The 16,551-nt window shown below is 64.1% G+C and carries 16 protein-coding genes; 6 read left to right on the forward strand and 10 right to left on the reverse strand.

The genetic code is table 11. The features are described 5' to 3' along the window. Window positions 1–20: 20 nt before the first annotated feature. Window positions 21–731, reverse strand: coding sequence for a GntR family transcriptional regulator (locus GA566_RS12585; protein ID WP_160472900.1), 711 nt, complete (start codon window positions 729–731; stop codon window positions 21–23). A 751-nt stretch (window positions 732–1,482) separates the two neighbouring features. On the opposite strand from GA566_RS12585, the gene GA566_RS12590 reads away from it, so the two are divergent. After that, complete coding sequence (locus tag GA566_RS12590; RefSeq protein ID WP_160472901.1) at window positions 1,483–2,547, forward strand: YjgN family protein; 1,065 nt, start codon at window positions 1,483–1,485, stop codon at window positions 2,545–2,547. Window positions 2,548–2,561: 14 nt separating this feature from the next. Further along, window positions 2,562–3,617: a M48 family metallopeptidase gene (locus GA566_RS12595; RefSeq protein WP_160472902.1), complete on the forward strand. Its 1,056-nt coding sequence runs from the start codon at window positions 2,562–2,564 to the stop codon at window positions 3,615–3,617. Between the two features lie 101 nt (window positions 3,618–3,718). Here the strand turns inward: GA566_RS12595 and lgt are convergent, their stop codons facing one another. Then, window positions 3,719–4,534: a prolipoprotein diacylglyceryl transferase gene (gene lgt / locus GA566_RS12600; RefSeq protein ID WP_137928631.1), complete on the reverse strand. Its 816-nt coding sequence runs from the start codon at window positions 4,532–4,534 to the stop codon at window positions 3,719–3,721. 197 nt (window positions 4,535–4,731) lie between these two features. Between lgt and ilvD the strand changes: the two genes are divergently transcribed. Then, window positions 4,732–6,405: a dihydroxy-acid dehydratase gene (gene ilvD, locus GA566_RS12605; protein ID WP_160472903.1), complete on the forward strand. Its 1,674-nt coding sequence runs from the start codon at window positions 4,732–4,734 to the stop codon at window positions 6,403–6,405. 79 nt (window positions 6,406–6,484) lie between these two features. On the opposite strand, the gene GA566_RS12610 is transcribed toward ilvD, so the two are convergent. The 3 genes from GA566_RS12610 to GA566_RS12620 are packed head-to-tail and all read right to left on the reverse strand — an operon-like array spanning window position 6,485 to window position 8,988. Continuing rightward, window positions 6,485–7,000: a hypothetical protein gene (locus GA566_RS12610; protein ID WP_160472904.1), complete on the reverse strand. Its 516-nt coding sequence runs from the start codon at window positions 6,998–7,000 to the stop codon at window positions 6,485–6,487. Continuing rightward, on the reverse strand, window positions 6,997–7,431 hold the full coding sequence (locus tag GA566_RS12615) for a DNA polymerase III subunit chi (protein WP_137926150.1): 435 nt from the start codon (window positions 7,429–7,431) through the stop codon (window positions 6,997–6,999). Before GA566_RS12615 ends, GA566_RS12610 begins: the two co-directional genes overlap by 4 nt. A gap of 30 nt (window positions 7,432–7,461) precedes the next feature. Beyond that, window positions 7,462–8,988, reverse strand: coding sequence for a leucyl aminopeptidase (locus GA566_RS12620; RefSeq protein WP_137926149.1), 1,527 nt, complete (start codon window positions 8,986–8,988; stop codon window positions 7,462–7,464). 164 nt (window positions 8,989–9,152) lie between these two features. Here GA566_RS12620 and lptF point away from each other — a divergent pair, with 164 nt between their 5' ends. Genes lptF through GA566_RS12635 form a run of 3 tightly spaced genes read left to right on the forward strand, consistent with a single transcriptional unit; the run spans window position 9,153 to window position 11,849 of the window. Next, window positions 9,153–10,274, forward strand: coding sequence for an LPS export ABC transporter permease LptF (gene lptF, locus GA566_RS12625; RefSeq protein ID WP_137926148.1), 1,122 nt, complete (start codon window positions 9,153–9,155; stop codon window positions 10,272–10,274). Continuing rightward, window positions 10,271–11,434, forward strand: a complete 1,164-nt coding sequence (gene lptG, locus GA566_RS12630) for an LPS export ABC transporter permease LptG (protein WP_137926147.1) — start codon at window positions 10,271–10,273, stop codon at window positions 11,432–11,434. Before lptF ends, lptG begins: the two co-directional genes overlap by 4 nt. 1 nt (window position 11,435) lies before the next feature. Next, the gene (locus tag GA566_RS12635) at window positions 11,436–11,849 is read left to right on the forward strand and encodes a sirohydrochlorin chelatase (protein WP_160472905.1); all 414 of its coding nucleotides are present in this window, start codon (window positions 11,436–11,438) and stop codon (window positions 11,847–11,849) included. A 173-nt stretch (window positions 11,850–12,022) separates the two neighbouring features. Here GA566_RS12635 and cobA read toward each other — a convergent pair whose 3' ends face one another. The 5 genes from cobA to GA566_RS12660 are packed head-to-tail and all read right to left on the reverse strand — an operon-like array spanning window position 12,023 to window position 16,539. Next, window positions 12,023–12,787 carry a uroporphyrinogen-III C-methyltransferase gene (gene cobA / locus GA566_RS12640; protein ID WP_137926145.1) on the reverse strand — a complete coding sequence of 255 codons (765 nt, stop codon included), beginning with the start codon at window positions 12,785–12,787 and terminating at the stop codon, window positions 12,023–12,025. 39 nt (window positions 12,788–12,826) lie between these two features. Further along, entirely contained in the window at window positions 12,827–14,131 is a 1,305-nt protein-coding gene (locus tag GA566_RS12645; RefSeq protein WP_137926144.1) for a sulfate adenylyltransferase subunit 1, read from the reverse strand. 25 nt (window positions 14,132–14,156) lie between these two features. Beyond that, window positions 14,157–15,128: a sulfate adenylyltransferase subunit CysD gene (cysD, locus tag GA566_RS12650; RefSeq protein WP_137926143.1), complete on the reverse strand. Its 972-nt coding sequence runs from the start codon at window positions 15,126–15,128 to the stop codon at window positions 14,157–14,159. 26 nt (window positions 15,129–15,154) lie between these two features. Next, complete coding sequence (locus tag GA566_RS12655) at window positions 15,155–15,964, reverse strand: phosphoadenylyl-sulfate reductase (RefSeq protein ID WP_160472906.1); 810 nt, start codon at window positions 15,962–15,964, stop codon at window positions 15,155–15,157. Then, entirely contained in the window at window positions 15,961–16,539 is a 579-nt protein-coding gene (locus tag GA566_RS12660) for a DUF934 domain-containing protein (protein WP_137926141.1), read from the reverse strand. The genes GA566_RS12655 and GA566_RS12660 overlap by 4 nt, the downstream gene beginning before the upstream one ends. Window positions 16,540–16,551 lie beyond the last annotated feature (12 nt).

Here is a 16,551-nt window from a genome sequence, read left to right on the forward strand (position 1 = left end):
ATCGACTGGGATGCAAACCATCAACCGCCCTGCCCCGCCAGACGCAGATGCGCCGGAGGGACGGGAGCAGTTTCTGACAAGGATTCGGCATGATCCAGCGCGCGCAGCGCACCGCGCTGGCGCAGCACGTGGGTCTTCATCAGTGCCTCGGCACCTTCGGGATCATGGGCCTTCAATGCGGAAAACACCGACAGGTGCTCGGCGCACGATTCATCGATGCGACCCGGCAGCTTCAGGCTCTTGTGCCGCGATAGCCGCAGCACCTTGCGCAGATCGCTCACCACGCCAGACAGCCAGCGGTTGCCTGCCAGTCGCTGGATGGCCTCGTGAATCTGATAGTTGGTCTCGTAATAGGCGTCGATGTCGCCGTCCTGCGCATAGCGCGCCAGCTCGGCGTGCATCCCTTCCAGCGCATCGAGGTCCGTCGGCGTGACATTGCGTGCGGCCTCGTAGGCGCAGCGCCCTTCCAGCAATGCCATCAGCGGAAAAATCTCGTCGAGGTCCTGTTCGCTCAGCGCATTGACGAAGCTGCCGCGCCGGGGCTCCAGCCGCACCAATCCTTCGGCGGCCAACAGCTTTAGCGCCTCGCGCATCGGGGTGCGCGACGTGCCGAGCGACGCGGCCAGCGCTACCTCGTCGATCCACGCACCGGGCGTCAGCGTGCGGTCGTCGATCATCGCCCGCAGACGGTCGGCAACTTCGAGGTACATCGCCTGCCGAACGATACGCATCACACCCCCTGGTCCAGGAGCCACCGTGAGAGGCGCATACGCCTCAATAATTCATAATTATGGAGTGCGACGGGCGCGCCGCAAGCGGGGTTAACCCCGCGCACGGCGGCGTCAACAAAGATTCAGGATGCGGAAGTAGAAGTAGGTGCAGCGGACAATCCCCTGCCTCCCTGCAGAAGATTGCCCGCGCATGAAAGAAACGCTGTGGCGATTTGTCATCGACGCCCTGCGAGATTTGCGAGAGCGTGCGTAGGCTGGTGTCAATGCCGGCGCCAACCTGCGCCTGCCCCGTACAAGCACCCATCGCAGGGTGCAGACTTTCCCGTGCCTTTTCCCGTTCGGCCTTGTTTCGATCGTGCCGCGGTATCTGCGCGCCTCGTCGGACGCACTTTCCCTGAATTCCCGCCGCCGGGCCGGTCCTCCCCAGTCCCGACCATTCTTGTAACAGGCTTAATAGCGAGGACCATGCCAGTGCAGGTAAGCTGTTGATTTTATTGGGGCGGACAATCAAGAACTTGTTACATAGATCAATGCGTGTAACAGGATGTTTCCCTATCGTTACGCCTCAGAAATCGACTCGGACAGTGTCTGAGCCTCCACAACAGCGTTTTGTGGAATAAAGATCACCCGTGGATGCGACAATGTGCTGCCCCATACATAAAAGCACCGAGCAAAACGGTTGCAAAGGTGAAACTCGCGCGAGAGCCGAGTTAACTTTGTAAAGCGCGTCAAACAGGAAAAGGTCAAATCAATGAACTGGAAAGTCAACCAAACCGTCTTCGGCAGCGATGAATTCGCGCCGAAGAAGCCCGCCGAACCTCGCAGCCTGCCGTTCTCGTTCACGGGATCGGGTTCCGAATTCTTCCGCATCTGGATCGTCAATACGCTGCTGACCATTGTCACGCTCGGCATCTATTCCGCGTGGGCCAAGGTACGCACAATGCAGTACTTCTATCGGAGCACGCAGCTGGACGGTGCGACGTTCGACTACCACGGCAAGCCTCAGGCCATCCTGAAAGGTCGCGCCATCGTGTTCGGCGTGGCGATGGTGTACCAGGTGCTGATTGGCATCTCGCCGGTGGTGGGCGGACTGCTGGGTCTGGCGCTGACGCTCGTCTTCCCCTACCTGCTGGTACGCTCGCTGCGCTTCCGCATGGCGAATTCGAGCTATCGCGGCCTGCGCTTCGCCTTTACCGGCGACGACAAGGGCGGCTTCATGGTCTTCCTGGTCTGGCCGATGTTGACGGCCCTTTCGCTGCTGCTGCTCGGGCCGCTGGCGCACCAGCGGTTCAAGCAATACCAGCACAACAACACGCGCTTCGGGACCACCCCGTTTGCGTTTGACGCCACGGCGGGCGCGTTCTACCGCGTTTACCTGATGACAGCCGGCCTGACGCTGCTGTTCCTGATCGCCGGCGCCGTGATCGGCAGCGTGGGGTCGCTGGCCCACCCGGTTCTGGCCATCGTGCTGGGTGTGATCACCTTCTACATCGCCCTGCTGCTGATCCTGCCGATCTTCCAGGCCAAGATGCAGAACCTGATCTGGAACAGCACGACGCTGGCGCCGCACCGCTTCCAGAGCAATGTTTCGGCCCGCAAGCTGTTCGGGATCATGATCGGCAATATGGTTCTCACCGCATTGACCCTGGGCCTGTACTACCCGTTCGCGCGTGTGCGCACGGCCAGGTATCGTGTGGCGTCGATGACGATGCTGGCAGCCAGCCCGCTCGACGAATTCGTTGCCGGCGAGCAGCAGCAGGTGGGCGCACTGGGCGACGCGACCGCCGACTGGTACGACATCGACATCGCACTGTAATGACGGAAACGGCCATGCCGGGCGCCACACCGGAACGCGTTGCCGCGCGCTACTTCGATACCCGGTCGTCGCGCGCCCACCTTGTGACGATACAGGTGCAGCAAGGCCACGCCGAACTGCACGACGCCCAGGGCGACGTGCTGCGGCGTGCGCCGCTGGCCTCATTGCGCGTCTCCGAGCGCATCAGGCGCGGCCCGCGCCTGATGACGTTCGACGACGGGGCCTATTGCGAGGTCACCGATCACGCCGCTTTCGACGCAATGCTGGCCGCCACGGGGTATCGCGAGGGCATGGTGTCGCGTGCCCAGAACAGCTGGCGCATGGCGATACTATCGCTCGTGGGACTGGTGGCGTTTGTCGTCGTGTCGTATTTCTATCTGCTGCCGTGGACGGCCGCACTAGTTGCAAAGACGATACCGTCCACGCTGGAAGCGCAGCTAGGCAATGCCACGCTGCAAAGCCTCGACGAACTGGTGCGGCCCAGCGCCCTGCCTGCCGCCGACCAGCAGCGCATTCGCGACAGCTTCGCCGCGCTGCGCCGGCCCGAGGATGCGGGGCACAACTACCGCATTCTCTTTCGCAAGGGCGGCCGGATTGGCGCCAACGCACTGGCACTGCCAGGCGGCACGATTGTCGTGACCGACGAACTGGTCGATCTGATCGGTACAGGCGCGGGCATGACGGGCGTGCTGGCGCACGAGGCCGGACACGTGGCAGAGCGACACGGGTTGCAGCAGGTGTTCCAGGCGTCTGTCGTGGGCGCCATGTCGACCTATCTGTTCGGCGATGTCTCCGTGCTGCTCGCCACCGTGCCGGCCGCTGTGCTGTCAATGCGCTATTCCCGCGAACACGAGCGCGAAGCCGATGCGTTTGCCGTGCAGGTCATGCGCGACAACCGGCTACCGCCGGCGGCGCTGGCGGATGCGTTGCAGAAGCTGGAGGAATCGCATGGCGGCCGTCGTACAAAACAGGCGGCTAGCGATGAGCACGATGACGGGAAATCGGGATTCTTCTCGACGCACCCGTTGACAAGGGAGCGGATCGAGGCGATTCGGGGTGGGGGTGGTTGAGGGGTGTGGGCAGGCGTTTGTCGAGATTTGAACCGCTGGCCCTCTCCCCCGGCCCCTCTCCCGCGTGGCGGGAGAGGGGAGCACACCGGAGGGGAAGTCTCTTAACGGGCGCCGGCTGCGGCGCCGTTGGCTTGGCGGCGGTAGGCCCACAGCACCATCAACACGCCGACCAGGATCATCGGCAGGCTCAGCCACTGGCCCATCGACAGCTTGAGCGCCAGCAGGCCCAGGAAGGTGTCCGGCTCGCGCGCGAATTCGGCCAGGAAGCGGAACGCGCCATAGCCGATCAGGAACACCCCTGACACCGCGCCCATCGGCCGCGGCTTGCGCGAGAACAGCCACAGGATGATGAACAGCGCCACACCTTCACCCGCGAACTGATACAGCTGCGACGGGTGGCGCGGAATGTTGTCGCCGGCTTGCGGGAAGATCATGCCCCACGGCAGATCGGTCGGGCGGCCCCACAGCTCGCCGTTGATGAAGTTGCCGATCCGGCCTGCAGCCAGTCCGCACGGGATCATCGGCGCGATGAAGTCGGTCACTTCCATCCAGTGGCGGCGCCGTACCTTGCCGAACACCCACATCGCCACCAGGACGCCCAGGAAGCCGCCGTGGAAGGCCATGCCGCCTTCCCACACCTTGAAAATCTCCAGCGGATGCGTCAGGTAGTAGCTCGGCTTGTAGAACAGCACATAGCCGAGCCGCCCGCCCAGGATCACGCCGAGCACACCATAGAACAGCATGTCGTCGAGATCCCGCGTTACCCAGCCGCGCGCGGCGATGTGCGGCTGCTTGATGCGCAGGCGGCCGAACCACAGGAACATGATGAAGCCGGCCAGGTACATCAGGCCGTACCAGCGGATGGCCAGCGGCCCCAGATGGATGGCAATCGGATCGAATTGCGGATGAACGAGCATGTCGTGATGGAAAGATTGAAATCGTTGGCGTGCGCGGACAGGGGTCGCGCGCCGTCATTCTGACGTGCCGAATGGTGCGTAATGATGTCATAAAACGTTTTTGCACCTCGGGATCGAACTATTTGACACCCCGGAACGTGGAGCGCATCCTTTCCCGCACAACAATGCAACGACCATCATCCCCCGGAGACAGTCCCATGGCGTTCAACAAGCGTTCGCGGCACATCACGCAGGGCGTGGCGCGCTCCCCCAACCGCTCCATGTATTACGCGCTCGGCTATCAGAAGGAAGACTTCGACAAGCCGATGGTAGGCATCGCCAACGGCCACTCGACGATCACCCCCTGCAACGCCGGCCTCCAGCGCCTGGCAGATGCCGCCGTGGACGCCATCCGCGCTGCCGACGCCAATCCGCAGATCTTCGGCACGCCCACCATCTCGGATGGCATGTCGATGGGCACCGAGGGCATGAAGTACTCGCTGATTTCGCGCGAGGTGATCGCCGACTGTATCGAGACCGCCGCGCAAGGCCAGTGGATGGACGGCGTGGTCGTGATCGGCGGCTGCGACAAGAACATGCCGGGCGGCATGATCGCGCTGGCGCGTATCAACGTGCCGGGCATCTATGTCTACGGCGGCACGATCCGGCCCGGCAACTGGAAGGGCAAGGATCTGACCATCGTCTCGTCGTTCGAAGCCGTGGGCGAGTTCACTGCCGGCCGCATGAGCGAGGAAGACTTCGAAGGCGTGGAGCGCAACGCCTGCCCGAGCACGGGATCGTGCGGCGGCATGTACACGGCCAACACGATGAGTTCGTCGTTCGAGGCCCTGGGCATGTCGCTGCTGTACTCGTCAACGATGGCCAACCCCGATCAGGAAAAGGTGGACAGCGCCGCGGAATCGGCCCGCGTCCTGGTGGAAGCCATCAAGCGCGACATCAAGCCGCGCGACATCATCACGCGCAAGTCCATCGAGAACGCGGTGTCGCTGATCATGGCGACAGGCGGCTCCACCAACGCCGTACTGCATTTCCTGGCCATCGCCCACTCGGCCGAGGTGGAATGGACCATCGACGATTTCGAGCGCATTCGCCGCCGTGTGCCGGTGATCTGCAACCTGAAACCATCGGGCGAATACGTGGCCACCGACCTGCATCGCGCGGGCGGCATACCGCAGGTCATGAAGATCCTGCTCAATGCCGGCCTGCTGCACGGCGATTGCCTGACCATCACGGGCCGCACGCTGGCCGAGGAACTGGAACACGTACCCGATCAGCCGCGCGCCGATCAGGACGTGATCATGCCGCTGGACCGTGCGCTCTACAAACAGGGTCACCTGGCGATTCTCAAGGGCAATCTGGCGGAAGAAGGCGCGGTGGCCAAGATCACCGGCCTCAAGAATCCGGTCATCACCGGGCCGGCGCGCGTGTTCGAGGACGAAGCCAGCGCGATGGACGCCATCCTCGCCGACCGCATCCAGCCCGGCGATATTCTCGTGCTGCGCTATCTGGGGCCGAAAGGTGGTCCGGGGATGCCGGAGATGCTGGCGCCTACGTCGGCGATCATCGGCAAGGGGCTGGGCGAATCGGTCGGGTTCATCACCGATGGGCGATTCTCGGGCGGCACCTGGGGCATGGTGGTCGGCCACGTTGCCCCGGAGGCTTACGTAGGCGGCACGATCGCACTGGTGCAGGAAGGGGACTCGATCACGATCGATGCGCTGCAGCTACTGCTGCAACTGAACGTGCCCGACGAAGAACTGGCGAAACGCCGTGCCGCATGGAAACAACCGGCACCGCGCTATACCAGAGGCGTGCTGGCGAAGTTCTCGAAACTGGCGTCGACTGCGAGCAAGGGGGCGGTGACGGATTGAGGCCCCAGGCTCGCTGCTGGTTTTCTCCCCTCTCCCGCAAAGCGGGAGAGGGGAGAAAACCATAGGGGAAACGGAAAGATCAAACCCCGCCCGGATCCCTCTCAATCTCTTCCAGCGTCGCATCCAGCCACTCCACCAGCCTCGCCTCCAGCGCCTGCGTCAACTCACTCGCCAACTGGGCGGTCAAAGGCGCCAGGCGCGCTTGCAACGTGGCTTCGGTGTGGGCTTCCACCACCTGGGGCCATTCGGTGCGGAAACGCATCATCACACGCGTCAGCAGCTCCGTGCGCATCGCGCGCAGATCCTCCTCAGCGGGCACGAATGCTTCCACCTCCGACAGCACGGGTGGCTCGGTATCGTAGAAAGCAGAAATCGGTTCGGCATCGCCGGTATCGCCCACCGCCGTCACCAGGCCCGAATCCGGCATGTGCGCGGTATCGATCACGGGGGCTTCCTGACGGGTCGGTTCGGCGAACGGTTCTGCAAGCTGTTCGGTGAAGGCCTCGTCCGGCAGTTCCACCACTTCGGTCAACAGCGGCACGCTGTCGTGCGGAGCCAGCCGCGGAATCACCCGCGAAGTCGTGCGTTCGCTCATGCCGATTCTCCCTTGGCCTGCCCAATGTCATGGTGCGACAGCGGATACCCGCGCTCGCGATAGAAGCGATATCTCTCGCGCCCAGCGTCCCGCGCCTCGGGCGAACTGCCAATGACTTCGATCAGTCGCTCGAAGCTCGCGAACTGCGCCGGGGCCTCGGGGGCGAGGTTGACCAGCAACTGGTGATGCGGCACGCCGTCGAGCGAGGCGGCCAGGATGATGGGCGTCACCGCCGCATTGGGGTTGTCGAGCCCGCAATGCGGCAGGAAGTCCAGCGGCGAGAACGACCACAGCCGCGCATCGAGTTGCGACAACTGCTGCGGCGCGCCGTACACCACCACCTTCTGCCCTGCCCCATAGGCCTTGCGGACCAGGCGGCAGACATAGGCCAGTGTGTCAGGCACGTTGCTGTGAAAATCGATGCGCGTCATTCCGGCTGCCTTGTTGCGATGACGGTGCGCTTAACCTGCGCGATCCATCAGGAACTGCGTCAGCAGCGGCACCGGACGACCCGTGGCACCCTTGGCCGCGCCGCTCTTCCATGCCGTGCCCGCGATATCCAGGTGGGCCCAGTCGTACTTCTCGGTGTAGCGCGCCAGGAAGCAGGCCGCCGTCACGCTGCCAGCCGGACGGCCACCAATGTTTGCCATGTCGGCAAAGTTCGACTTGAGCTGGTCCTGGTAGTCCTCGTCCAGTGGCATGCGCCATGCGGTGTCCATGGCCTTGCGGCCGGCGTCGAGGAGTTGGTCCGCCAGCAGGTCGCTGCGTGCATAGAGGCCCGAGTTCACGTGGCCGAGCGCGATGATGCAGGCGCCGGTCAGCGTGGCCACGTCCACCACCGCGGCCGGCTTGAAGCGCTCGACATAGGTCAGCGCGTCGCACAGGATCAGTCGCCCTTCGGCATCGGTGTTCAGGATCTCGATGGTCTGGCCGGACATGCTGACCACCACGTCGCCCGGCTTGGTGGCGTTGCCGGCGGGCATGTTCTCGCAGGTGGGCACCACGGCGATCACGTTCAGCTTCAGGCCCATCTCGGCCACGGCCTGGATGGTGCCGAGCACCGAGGCGGCGCCGCACATGTCGTACTTCATCTCGTCCATGCCCTCGCCCGGCTTCAGCGAGATGCCACCCGTATCGAACGTGATGCCCTTGCCCACCAGCACTACCGGCGCGGCCTTGGCGGCGGCGCCGTTGTAGTGCAGCACGATGAACTGCGGCGGCTCCACGCTGCCCTTGGTCACGGCCAGGAAGGCGCCCATGTTCAGCGCCTCGATCTGCTTGCGGCCCAGGATCTCGGCCTTGAGCTTGTGGCGCTTGGCAATGCCGCGCGCGGCATTGGCCAGGTACGTCGGCGTGCAGATGTTCGACGGCAGGTTGCCCAGGTCGCGCGAGAGTTCCATGCCGTTGGCGATGGCGATGCCGCGCACCACGCCCTGCGTGGCGGCCTTGGCGTCGCCGGACTCCACGGCCAGCACGATCTTGCGCAGCGCCGGCTTCTCGGCCGCAGCGCCACGCGGGGCGCGCTTGAGTTCGGGATGGCGCTCCAGCAGGCGGTAGCCGGCGTCGCGCACGATGGTGATCGTGGTGATCACGGCCCATGCCACGTCGCGCTGCTGCGGCGGCTGGGTCAGGCACCACAGCGCCGATGCCGCGCGCGTGCCGCCCAGGGCACGCATGGCCGTGCGCACCGATTCGGCAAAGGCGCGGTCACCGAACTCGGCTTCCTTGCCCAGGCCCACCAGCAGGACGCGGGCGGCGCCGATACCGGCGACTTCATGCAGCATCAGGTGCGTGCCGCGCTTGCCGTCAAAGTCGCCCAGCTTGACCAGGCGTGCCACCAGCCCCTTGGTGGCGACGTCCAGTGCCTTGGCCACGCCGGCCAGGTTCTGCCCCTCGAACAGGCCAACCACGAGACAGTCGGACTTCGTGGCCAGGAAACCATTTTGGCCGGCTTTGCTCAGATCCAGGGCTTTTGTGCTAAATTCCATCGCGCTTCCTTCAAGGGGCTCGTCGAAAAGAAAGTCCCCATTATCCGCGATTTTCATCCGCGATCTGCCGCCGCCGATCCTGCAAGCTGACAGTACGCGGTCCTGCCAGTCCTTCGGCCCCCGGTACATCGCCCGTTCCGGCCGGAAGCCGGAAGCGATTCCGCATGATCTTCCAACAAGCCCTGCGACGCGAACTCGCCTACACTGCCGGCGCAGTGTTCCTGGTGATGCTGACGTTCATGCTCACGTCGCTCGTGATCCGCATTCTGGGTATGGCTGCCAATGGCAAGGCCAGCCCCAACGACGTGCTGATGCTGATTGGCCTGGCCACTATCGGCTACCTGTCGATCCTGCTGTCGGCCACGCTGTTCATCTCCACGCTGATCGTCCTGACCCGCTGGTACAAGGACTCGGAGATGGTAGTCTGGTTCTCGGCCGGCATCTCCCTTCGCGACCTCGTCAAGCCGGTGCTGCAGTTCGCCACGCCGTTCTTTGTCATGGCGCTGCTGCTCGGCATGTTCGCGTGGCCCTGGGCCAACCAGCAGAGCGCGGCATTCCGCGACCGCTTCCAGCAACGCGGCGTGCTGTCGATGATCGCCTCGGGCCGCTTCATCGAACCCGCCAATGGCAACTACGTGCTGTTCATCGAAGGCATCGACGCCGACATGAAGCACGCACGCAATGTCTTCGTAGCCAACGCCGAAGCCGGCAAGATCGGCGTGGCGCTGTCCCATCAGGGCCAGTTCGAAACCCAGCCCAACGGCGACCGCCTGGTGGTCATGGAAAACGGCCGCCGTTATGCGGGCGTGCCCGGGCAGTTGGACTATCGGATTCTCGAATTCGATAAATACGCGGTGAAAGTGGATAATTCTCCACCCGAAACCGAAGCCAGTCTGCCGGCCAAGAGCCGCGACACCATCGACCTGCTGCGCGACCCGACCCGCGACAACCTCGCCGAATTGCTGTGGCGGGTATCGCTGCCGATCCTGGCGTTCAACTTCGTGATGATTGCCATCCCGCTGGCGTACGTGAACCCGCGCCTGGGCCGCTACACGCCGCTGGTGTTCGCCGTGCTGATCTATCTCACCTACAGCAACACGATCAACCTGGCCCAGGCCTGGGTGCGCTCCGGCTCCCTGAGCTTCTGGACCGCGCTGATTCCGATTCACGTCTTTGTCTTCTGTTGCGCATTGATGCTGTTCCGCTATCGCCAGAACCGTAGCCTGGGAGGCTGGCGCGCCGTGTTCGGCCTGAAACGCAAGTCGAATGGCGGAGGCAAGGCATGAGGGTGCTGGCCGTCTACGAGCGCTATTTCGCTCGACTGATCTATGGCGTGTTCGCGTTCATCCTGTTCGCGGTGCTGGCGCTGTTCGTGTTCTTCGACATGCTGAACGAACTGGAGAGCGTGCAAGGCGGCTACACGTCGCTGATCGCGTTTATCCACGTGATGCTGCAGGCACCGACCCGGATCTACGAGGTCTTGCCAATCGCCCTGCTGATCAGTGCGATCTATGTGTTCTCCCAGCTGGCCAGCCAGTCGGAATACACGATTTTCCGGGTGGCCGGGCTGAATACGCGTCAGGCGCTGTTCTCGCTGTTCAAGCTGGCGATACCGCTGGTGATCGTCACCTTCCTGTTCGGCGAGTTCATCAGCCCGGCGGGCGAGCAGTACGCGCAGAAGATCAAGCTGGAGGCCGTGGGCGCCACGGTGTCTTCGGGCTTCCGCTCTGGCGTCTGGGTCAAGGACCGGGACCGCGACACCGCCGCGAATGGCGCTGGCGAAATCACGCGATTCATCAACGTGCAGGGCCTGAAGCCGGACCAGACGATCAATGGCATCACGATCTACGAGTTCGATAAGGATTACCGGCTGCGCGTGATTCGCGTGGCCAAGGAAGGCCGTTACCAGGGCAACCAGGCGTGGCAGCTCAATGACGTGAACGAGACGCGCTTCATCGAGCTACGCGACGGCATGGCGCCGAAGCAGCAGGACGCACTGGCCCCTGACTTCCGTGCCGAACAGCTCTTGTTCCCGAGCATGGTGATGCATTCGGAACTGACGCCGCAGATCCTGTCGGTGCTGCTGGTGACGCCGGAGCGGATGTCGACGCTTGACCTGTTCCGCTATATCCGCCACTTGCGTGACAACAAGCAGGACACGCAGCGCTACGAAATCGCTTTCTGGAAGAAGGTGGTCTATCCGCTGACGCTGTTCGTGATGGTGGCGCTGGCGCTGCCTTTCGCCTACCTGCATGCACGCGCCGGCGCGGTGGGCGTGAAGGTGTTCGGCGGCATCATGCTGGGGCTGTCGTTCCACTTGTCCAACACGCTGTTCTCGCACGTGGGCCTGCTGCATACGTGGCCGCCGATTGTCTCGGCGCTGGTGCCCGGCACGCTGTACCTGACGCTGGCACTGGTGGCGCTGCGCTGGGTGGATCGGCACTGAGATGGGCACCACGCAAGGCATCGTCCTCTTCGGCCACGGCGCACGCGATGTGCGCTGGCGCGAGCCGTTCGACCGGCTGCAGGGCCGGCTGGCGGCGCAACAGCCTGACGTTGCGGTGCGCGTCGCGTTTCTGGAATTGATGACGCCGTCGCTGAGTAATGCGATCGACGAACTGGCGGGTGCAGGTATCGCGCGGATTACCGTGGTGCCGGTGTTCTTCGGCCAGGGCGGCCATCTGCGTCGGGACTTTCCGGTGTTGGTGGAGGAATGCCGGGAGAAGCATCCGGGGGTGGAGATCGTGGCGACGTCAGCCGTGGGCGAAGTGGATAGCGTGCTGGATGCGATTGCGGGGTTTTGTGTGGATGCTATCCAGTTTCCGGGCCGGTCCCCTCTCCCGCCTGCGGGAGAGGGTTAGGGAGAGGGCCTGAGGTGCAATTTGCGACGTGTTAGCGATTCCACCGCCGGCCCTCTCCCCCAGCCCCTCTCCCGCGTTGCGGGAGAGGGGAGCAAACCAGCGGCGGGAATTTCGTCATCGCCAGAAAAAAAAGCCAGAGTCACCTCTGGCTTTTTTCATTCAACCTGTCCGCCTCAAGCCGCCCGTTCCGACTCCACGACTTCCGTCACCCGCGTTCCCAGCGCCTCACCGATCATCAGCAAACTCGGTTGCACCGGGTCCATCCATCGTGCGGCCTCGCCGGCTGCCATCTGGCTCAGCGTGAACTGATGGCTGCGCTGCTTCGGCGTCGTGGCGGCTTCTACCACCCATGCAGGCGTGGAAGCAGGCTTGCCGCGTGCAATCAGTTGTGCGGCGATAACGGCAGCCTGGTCGCGGCCCATGTAGTAGACGATGGTGTCGGCCTTGACGTCGGCTTCCACATCAATGGCGTCTGCGGCCTTGGCCTGCGTCGCAAACGCCACGCTGCGTGACACACCGCGCTTCGTCAGCGGGCGACCGATGGCGCTGGCAGCAGCAAGAGCCGCCGTGATGCCGGGCACCACTTCATACTCGATACCGGCAGCTTCCAGCGCCTGCAGTTCCTCGTCGGCGCGGCCGAACAGCATCGGGTCGCCGCCTTTCAGGCGTACTACCCGCTCGTGCTTGGTCGCCAGATCCACGATCTGGCGGTTGATGAACAGTTGGGCCGTGGAGCGCTGCCCACAGCGCTTGCCCACCTCGATCAGCTCGGCCTGGGGACACCAGGCCAGCATCTCGGGGGACACCAGCGCATCGTGCAGCACGACCTGGGCTTCGCCCAGCAGTCGTGCACCACGCACCGTAATGAGGTCCGCTGCACCGGGCCCTGCACCAATCAGGTACACCTTGCCCGCACGCTTGCCCTGCTGCCTGTTCATTTCCATTTCCGTCACGCTCGCTGTTCGTCCAGGACGATATCAGGCATACGCACGGATCATGCCCGCCGCCACCGTGTGGTTGGTGGCTTCGTCGATCAGCACGAATGCGCCCGTTGCCGGGTTATCGCCATAGGTGTCGCAAACGATCGGCTTTTGCAGCGAGATCTGCACCGAGCCGATATCGTTCAGGTTGATCTCGTGGCGGCCGGTCTCTTGCGAAAGCGTATGCACGTCGAGCACGCGATCCACCGCCGACACCTTCGCGAACACGCTCGCCGTAGTGTGCTTCAGCACGTACTTGCGTGCCGGGTTCAGCGATTCGTCGTCGAACCAGCACAGGTCGGCGGTCAGCTTCTTGGCCGAAGCTGCCGTGGCGTCCGCTGCCACAAACATATCACCGCGTGATACATCGACGTCTTCCGCCAGGCGCACCGTGATGGTGTCACCAGCGCTGGCCGAATCCGCCGCACCATTCGGCGTCAGCACTTCAGCCACCACGGCTTCGCGGTTGGCCGGCAACACGCGCAGCTTCTGGCCCACGCGGACCGTACCCGCTTCCACGCGGCCGGCATAGCCGCGGAAATCGTCGGCAGCGGAACCGTCCTGGCGCACGACCAATTGCACCGGAAAGCGCAGTGCGTCATCACCTTCCGGCGCCACGTCCTCGACGGGCAGCGACTCCAGCACCGGCAGCAGCGACTCGCCCTGATACCACGGCATGGCATCGCTGGCGTGCACGATGTTGTCGCCGCGCAGCGCGGAGACCGGTACGTACAGCACGTCCTTCAAGCCCAGTTGCGTGGCCAGTTCGGCGTAGGCAGTGCGGATCTCGTTGAAGCGCTCTTCGCTGTAGTCGACGAGGTCCATCTTGTTCACGGCAACGATCACGTGCTGGATTTCCAGCAGCTTGAGGATCGCCGAGTGGCGCTTGGTCTGGGCCAGCAGTTCGGCGCGGCCATTGGTGACCGTCACGCGCGTGGCATCCACCAGCACGATGGCGGCGTGGGCGGTCGACGCACCCGTGACCATGTTGCGCGTGTACTGCTCGTGGCCCGGCGTATCGGCGATGATGAACTTGCGGCTCGCCGTGGAGAAATAGCGATACGCCACGTCGATCGTGATGCCCTGCTCGCGCTCGGCTTCCAGACCATCGGTCAGCAGCGAGAAGTCGATCTGCTCGCCCGCCGTGCGCTTGTTCTTGGCGTTGGCCAGCGCGGTCAACTGGTCGGACAGCACGGCCTTGCTGTCGAACAGCAGACGGCCGATCAGCGTGCTCTTGCCATCATCGACGGAACCTGCGGTGATGAAACGCAGCAGGCCCTGGTGTGCGGATTGGTGTGACATATTCGGTTTCCTTGGCTGCGTCGGCTTAGAAGTAGCCTTCCTTTTTACGGCGTTCCATCGACGCTTCGCTCGTCTGGTCGTCCATGCGCGTGGCGCCGCGTTCGGTGATTTCCGTCACGGCCGTCTCGGCGATGATCTCCACCGGCGAGGCGGCGACGCTGGCCACCGGGCACGTGCAGCTGATATCGCCGACGGTACGGAAGCGGACCGACATCACTTCGCTGACGTCGCCATCCTGCTTCGGCGTGATCGGGGTCACCGGCACCAGCAGGCCGTTCTTGCGCACCACTTCGCGTTGATGCGCGTAGTAGATCGGCGGCAGGGCCAGGTTCTCGCGGGCGATGTATTGCCACACGTCGAGCTCGGTCCAGTTCGAGATCGGGAACACGCGCATCTGTTCGCCTTGCGCCATGCGTGCGTTGTACAGGCTCCAGAGCTCCGGACGCTGGGCCTTCGGGTCCCACTGGCCGAACTCGTCGCGGAAGGAGAAGATGCGCTCCTTGGCGCGGGCCTTCTCTTCGTCACGGCGGGCACCGCCCATCAGCGCGTCGTACTTGTGCGCCTCGATGGTCTCCAGCAGCGTCACGGCCTGTGCGGCGTTGCGCGAATCGGTTTCCTTGCGCAGGCGCACCGTGCCGCGCTTGATCGAATCTTCCACATGGCCCACCACCAGGCGCGCGCCGAGTTCGGCCACGCGCTGATCGCGGAAGGTGATGACTTCGGGATAGTTGTGGCCGGTATCGATATGGACCAGCGGGAACGGCAGCTCCACCTTGCGGTCGCCCAGGCGGAACGCCTTCAGCGCCAGGTGCAGCATGACGATCGAGTCCTTGCCGCCCGAGAACAGCAGCGCCGGGTTGCGGCACTCGGCCACCACCTCGCGGATGATGTAGATCGATTCGGCTTCGAGCCGGTCGAGGTGGTCGTTCTGGACCTGCAGCAGATGATCCACGTTGGCGGCCACGCCTGCTTCTGCGATGTCGTTCATGATGCCCATGTCGTTATCGGCCTCTTGTCATTCGTTCAATGCTTGATGTTCTGCTCGTGGAGCCCGCACTCTTTCGAGTCCTTGCTCTCCCACCACCACCGTCCGGCTCGCACGTCTTCACCGGCCTTGACGGCCCGCGTACACGGCTCGCAGCCGATGCTCGGGTAGCCCTTGGCGTGCAGCGCGTTGACGGGCACGTTATGGCGCGTCAGGTAGGCCCACACTTCGGCTTCGGTCCAGTCCGCAAGCGGATTGAACTTGGGAATGCCGCGTGCCTCGTCCATTTCCTCATACGGCAGCTCGGCGCGCGTCACAGCCTGCTCGCGGCGCTGGCCCGTCATCCAGGCATCGGCGTGCGAAAGCGCACGGTTCAGCGGCTCCACCTTGCGAATGCCGCAGCAGCTCTTGCGCAAGTCCACGCTGTCGTAGATCGCGTTCAGGCCATGGTCGCGCACGTACTTCTCCACGACTTCCGGGTCCGGCGTGAACTGTTCCACGGTGTAGCCGTAATGCTCTTGCACGTCATCCAGCACAGCCAGTGTCTCGGCGTGCAGGCGACCCGTGTTCAGCGTGAACACGCGAATGCCCGCGCGCACGGCGTCGCTGCCGCGCAGGATCGCGTCGGTCAGCACCATGTCCTCGGCAGCCAGGCTCGTGGCAAAGCGCGCACGGTAGAACCGCGCGGCGATGCCGGCCAGCCGTTCGGCCAGCGCAAGCTCCTTGGCGTCGAGGGCTTCGATCGAACCGGTGTACAGCGGCATCGTCCACAGCGCTGGGGGGCGCAGCGACGAGACCTGAGGCACAGCGTCGGCCTCGATCACGGGGATCTCGGAAATCGTGCTCATGCCGAACCTTGCGCGGTCACGTCTGCGCGGGCACGGCGGAACAACGGCAGCGGCTCGTCGACCGAAGCCTGGTACGCCACCGTGAATTCGGTGAAGCCCTTGATGGCGTCATCGATGTTGCGATCCGCACGCACGGCGAACGCGTCGAAGCCGCAGCGCTTCATGAAGTTCAGCTGGTCGCGCAGCACGTCGCCGATGGCGCGCAGCTGGCCCTTCCAGTGATAGCGCGTGCGCAGCAGGTAGGCCGACGAGAAGCCGCGGCCATCGCGGAACACCGGGAAGTCCACCGCTACCAGCGACACGCGGTCGAACAGCGCCTCGGCATCGCCGGGTTCGTCTTCCGGGGCCAGCCACACGCCGGTGATGGCGGTATCGCGGCCAGCCAGCAGTGCCTCGTTGGCCTTCCACACGGCCAGCGGGAACAGCACGGCGTCACCGCTCTGTGCGGCGGCGGCGATGCGGGCATCGTCGAGCGGCTGCTCTTCGGTGGCGCGCAGCACGGTCCAGTTGTCTTCCACGATGACCGGACGGAATTGGGCCGCGTCATCGCGTTGCAGTTGAATGATCTTTGCCATGTTCAGTCTCTC

This window comes from Cupriavidus sp. SW-Y-13 (assembly GCF_009793345.1).
Lineage (GTDB): Bacteria > Pseudomonadota > Gammaproteobacteria > Burkholderiales > Burkholderiaceae > Cupriavidus.

Bases quoted from the DNA above. Each gene is read 5' to 3' on its own strand.
- GA566_RS12620 (WP_137926149.1), bottom strand. From the start codon at position 8,988: ATGGAATTTAGCACAAAAGCCCTGGATCTGAGCAAAGCCGGCCAAAAT.
- cysD (WP_137926143.1), bottom strand. From the start codon at position 15,128: ATGGGCATCATGAACGACATCGCAGAAGCAGGCGTGGCCGCCAACGTG.
- cobA (WP_137926145.1), bottom strand. From the start codon at position 12,787: ATGAACAGGCAGCAGGGCAAGCGTGCGGGCAAGGTGTACCTGATTGGT.
- ilvD (WP_160472903.1), top strand. From the start codon at position 4,732: ATGGCGTTCAACAAGCGTTCGCGGCACATCACGCAGGGCGTGGCGCGC.
- GA566_RS12615 (WP_137926150.1), bottom strand. From the start codon at position 7,431: ATGACGCGCATCGATTTTCACAGCAACGTGCCTGACACACTGGCCTAT.
- GA566_RS12585 (WP_160472900.1), bottom strand. From the start codon at position 731: ATGCGTATCGTTCGGCAGGCGATGTACCTCGAAGTTGCCGACCGTCTG.
- lptG (WP_137926147.1), top strand. From the start codon at position 10,271: ATGAGGGTGCTGGCCGTCTACGAGCGCTATTTCGCTCGACTGATCTAT.
- GA566_RS12660 (WP_137926141.1), bottom strand. From the start codon at position 16,539: ATGGCAAAGATCATTCAACTGCAACGCGATGACGCGGCCCAATTCCGT.
- GA566_RS12635 (WP_160472905.1), top strand. From the start codon at position 11,436: ATGGGCACCACGCAAGGCATCGTCCTCTTCGGCCACGGCGCACGCGAT.
- lptF (WP_137926148.1), top strand. From the start codon at position 9,153: ATGATCTTCCAACAAGCCCTGCGACGCGAACTCGCCTACACTGCCGGC.
- lgt (WP_137928631.1), bottom strand. From the start codon at position 4,534: ATGCTCGTTCATCCGCAATTCGATCCGATTGCCATCCATCTGGGGCCG.
- GA566_RS12645 (WP_137926144.1), bottom strand. From the start codon at position 14,131: ATGTCACACCAATCCGCACACCAGGGCCTGCTGCGTTTCATCACCGCA.
- GA566_RS12655 (WP_160472906.1), bottom strand. From the start codon at position 15,964: ATGAGCACGATTTCCGAGATCCCCGTGATCGAGGCCGACGCTGTGCCT.
- GA566_RS12610 (WP_160472904.1), bottom strand. From the start codon at position 7,000: ATGAGCGAACGCACGACTTCGCGGGTGATTCCGCGGCTGGCTCCGCAC.
- GA566_RS12590 (WP_160472901.1), top strand. From the start codon at position 1,483: ATGAACTGGAAAGTCAACCAAACCGTCTTCGGCAGCGATGAATTCGCG.
- GA566_RS12595 (WP_160472902.1), top strand. From the start codon at position 2,562: ATGCCGGGCGCCACACCGGAACGCGTTGCCGCGCGCTACTTCGATACC.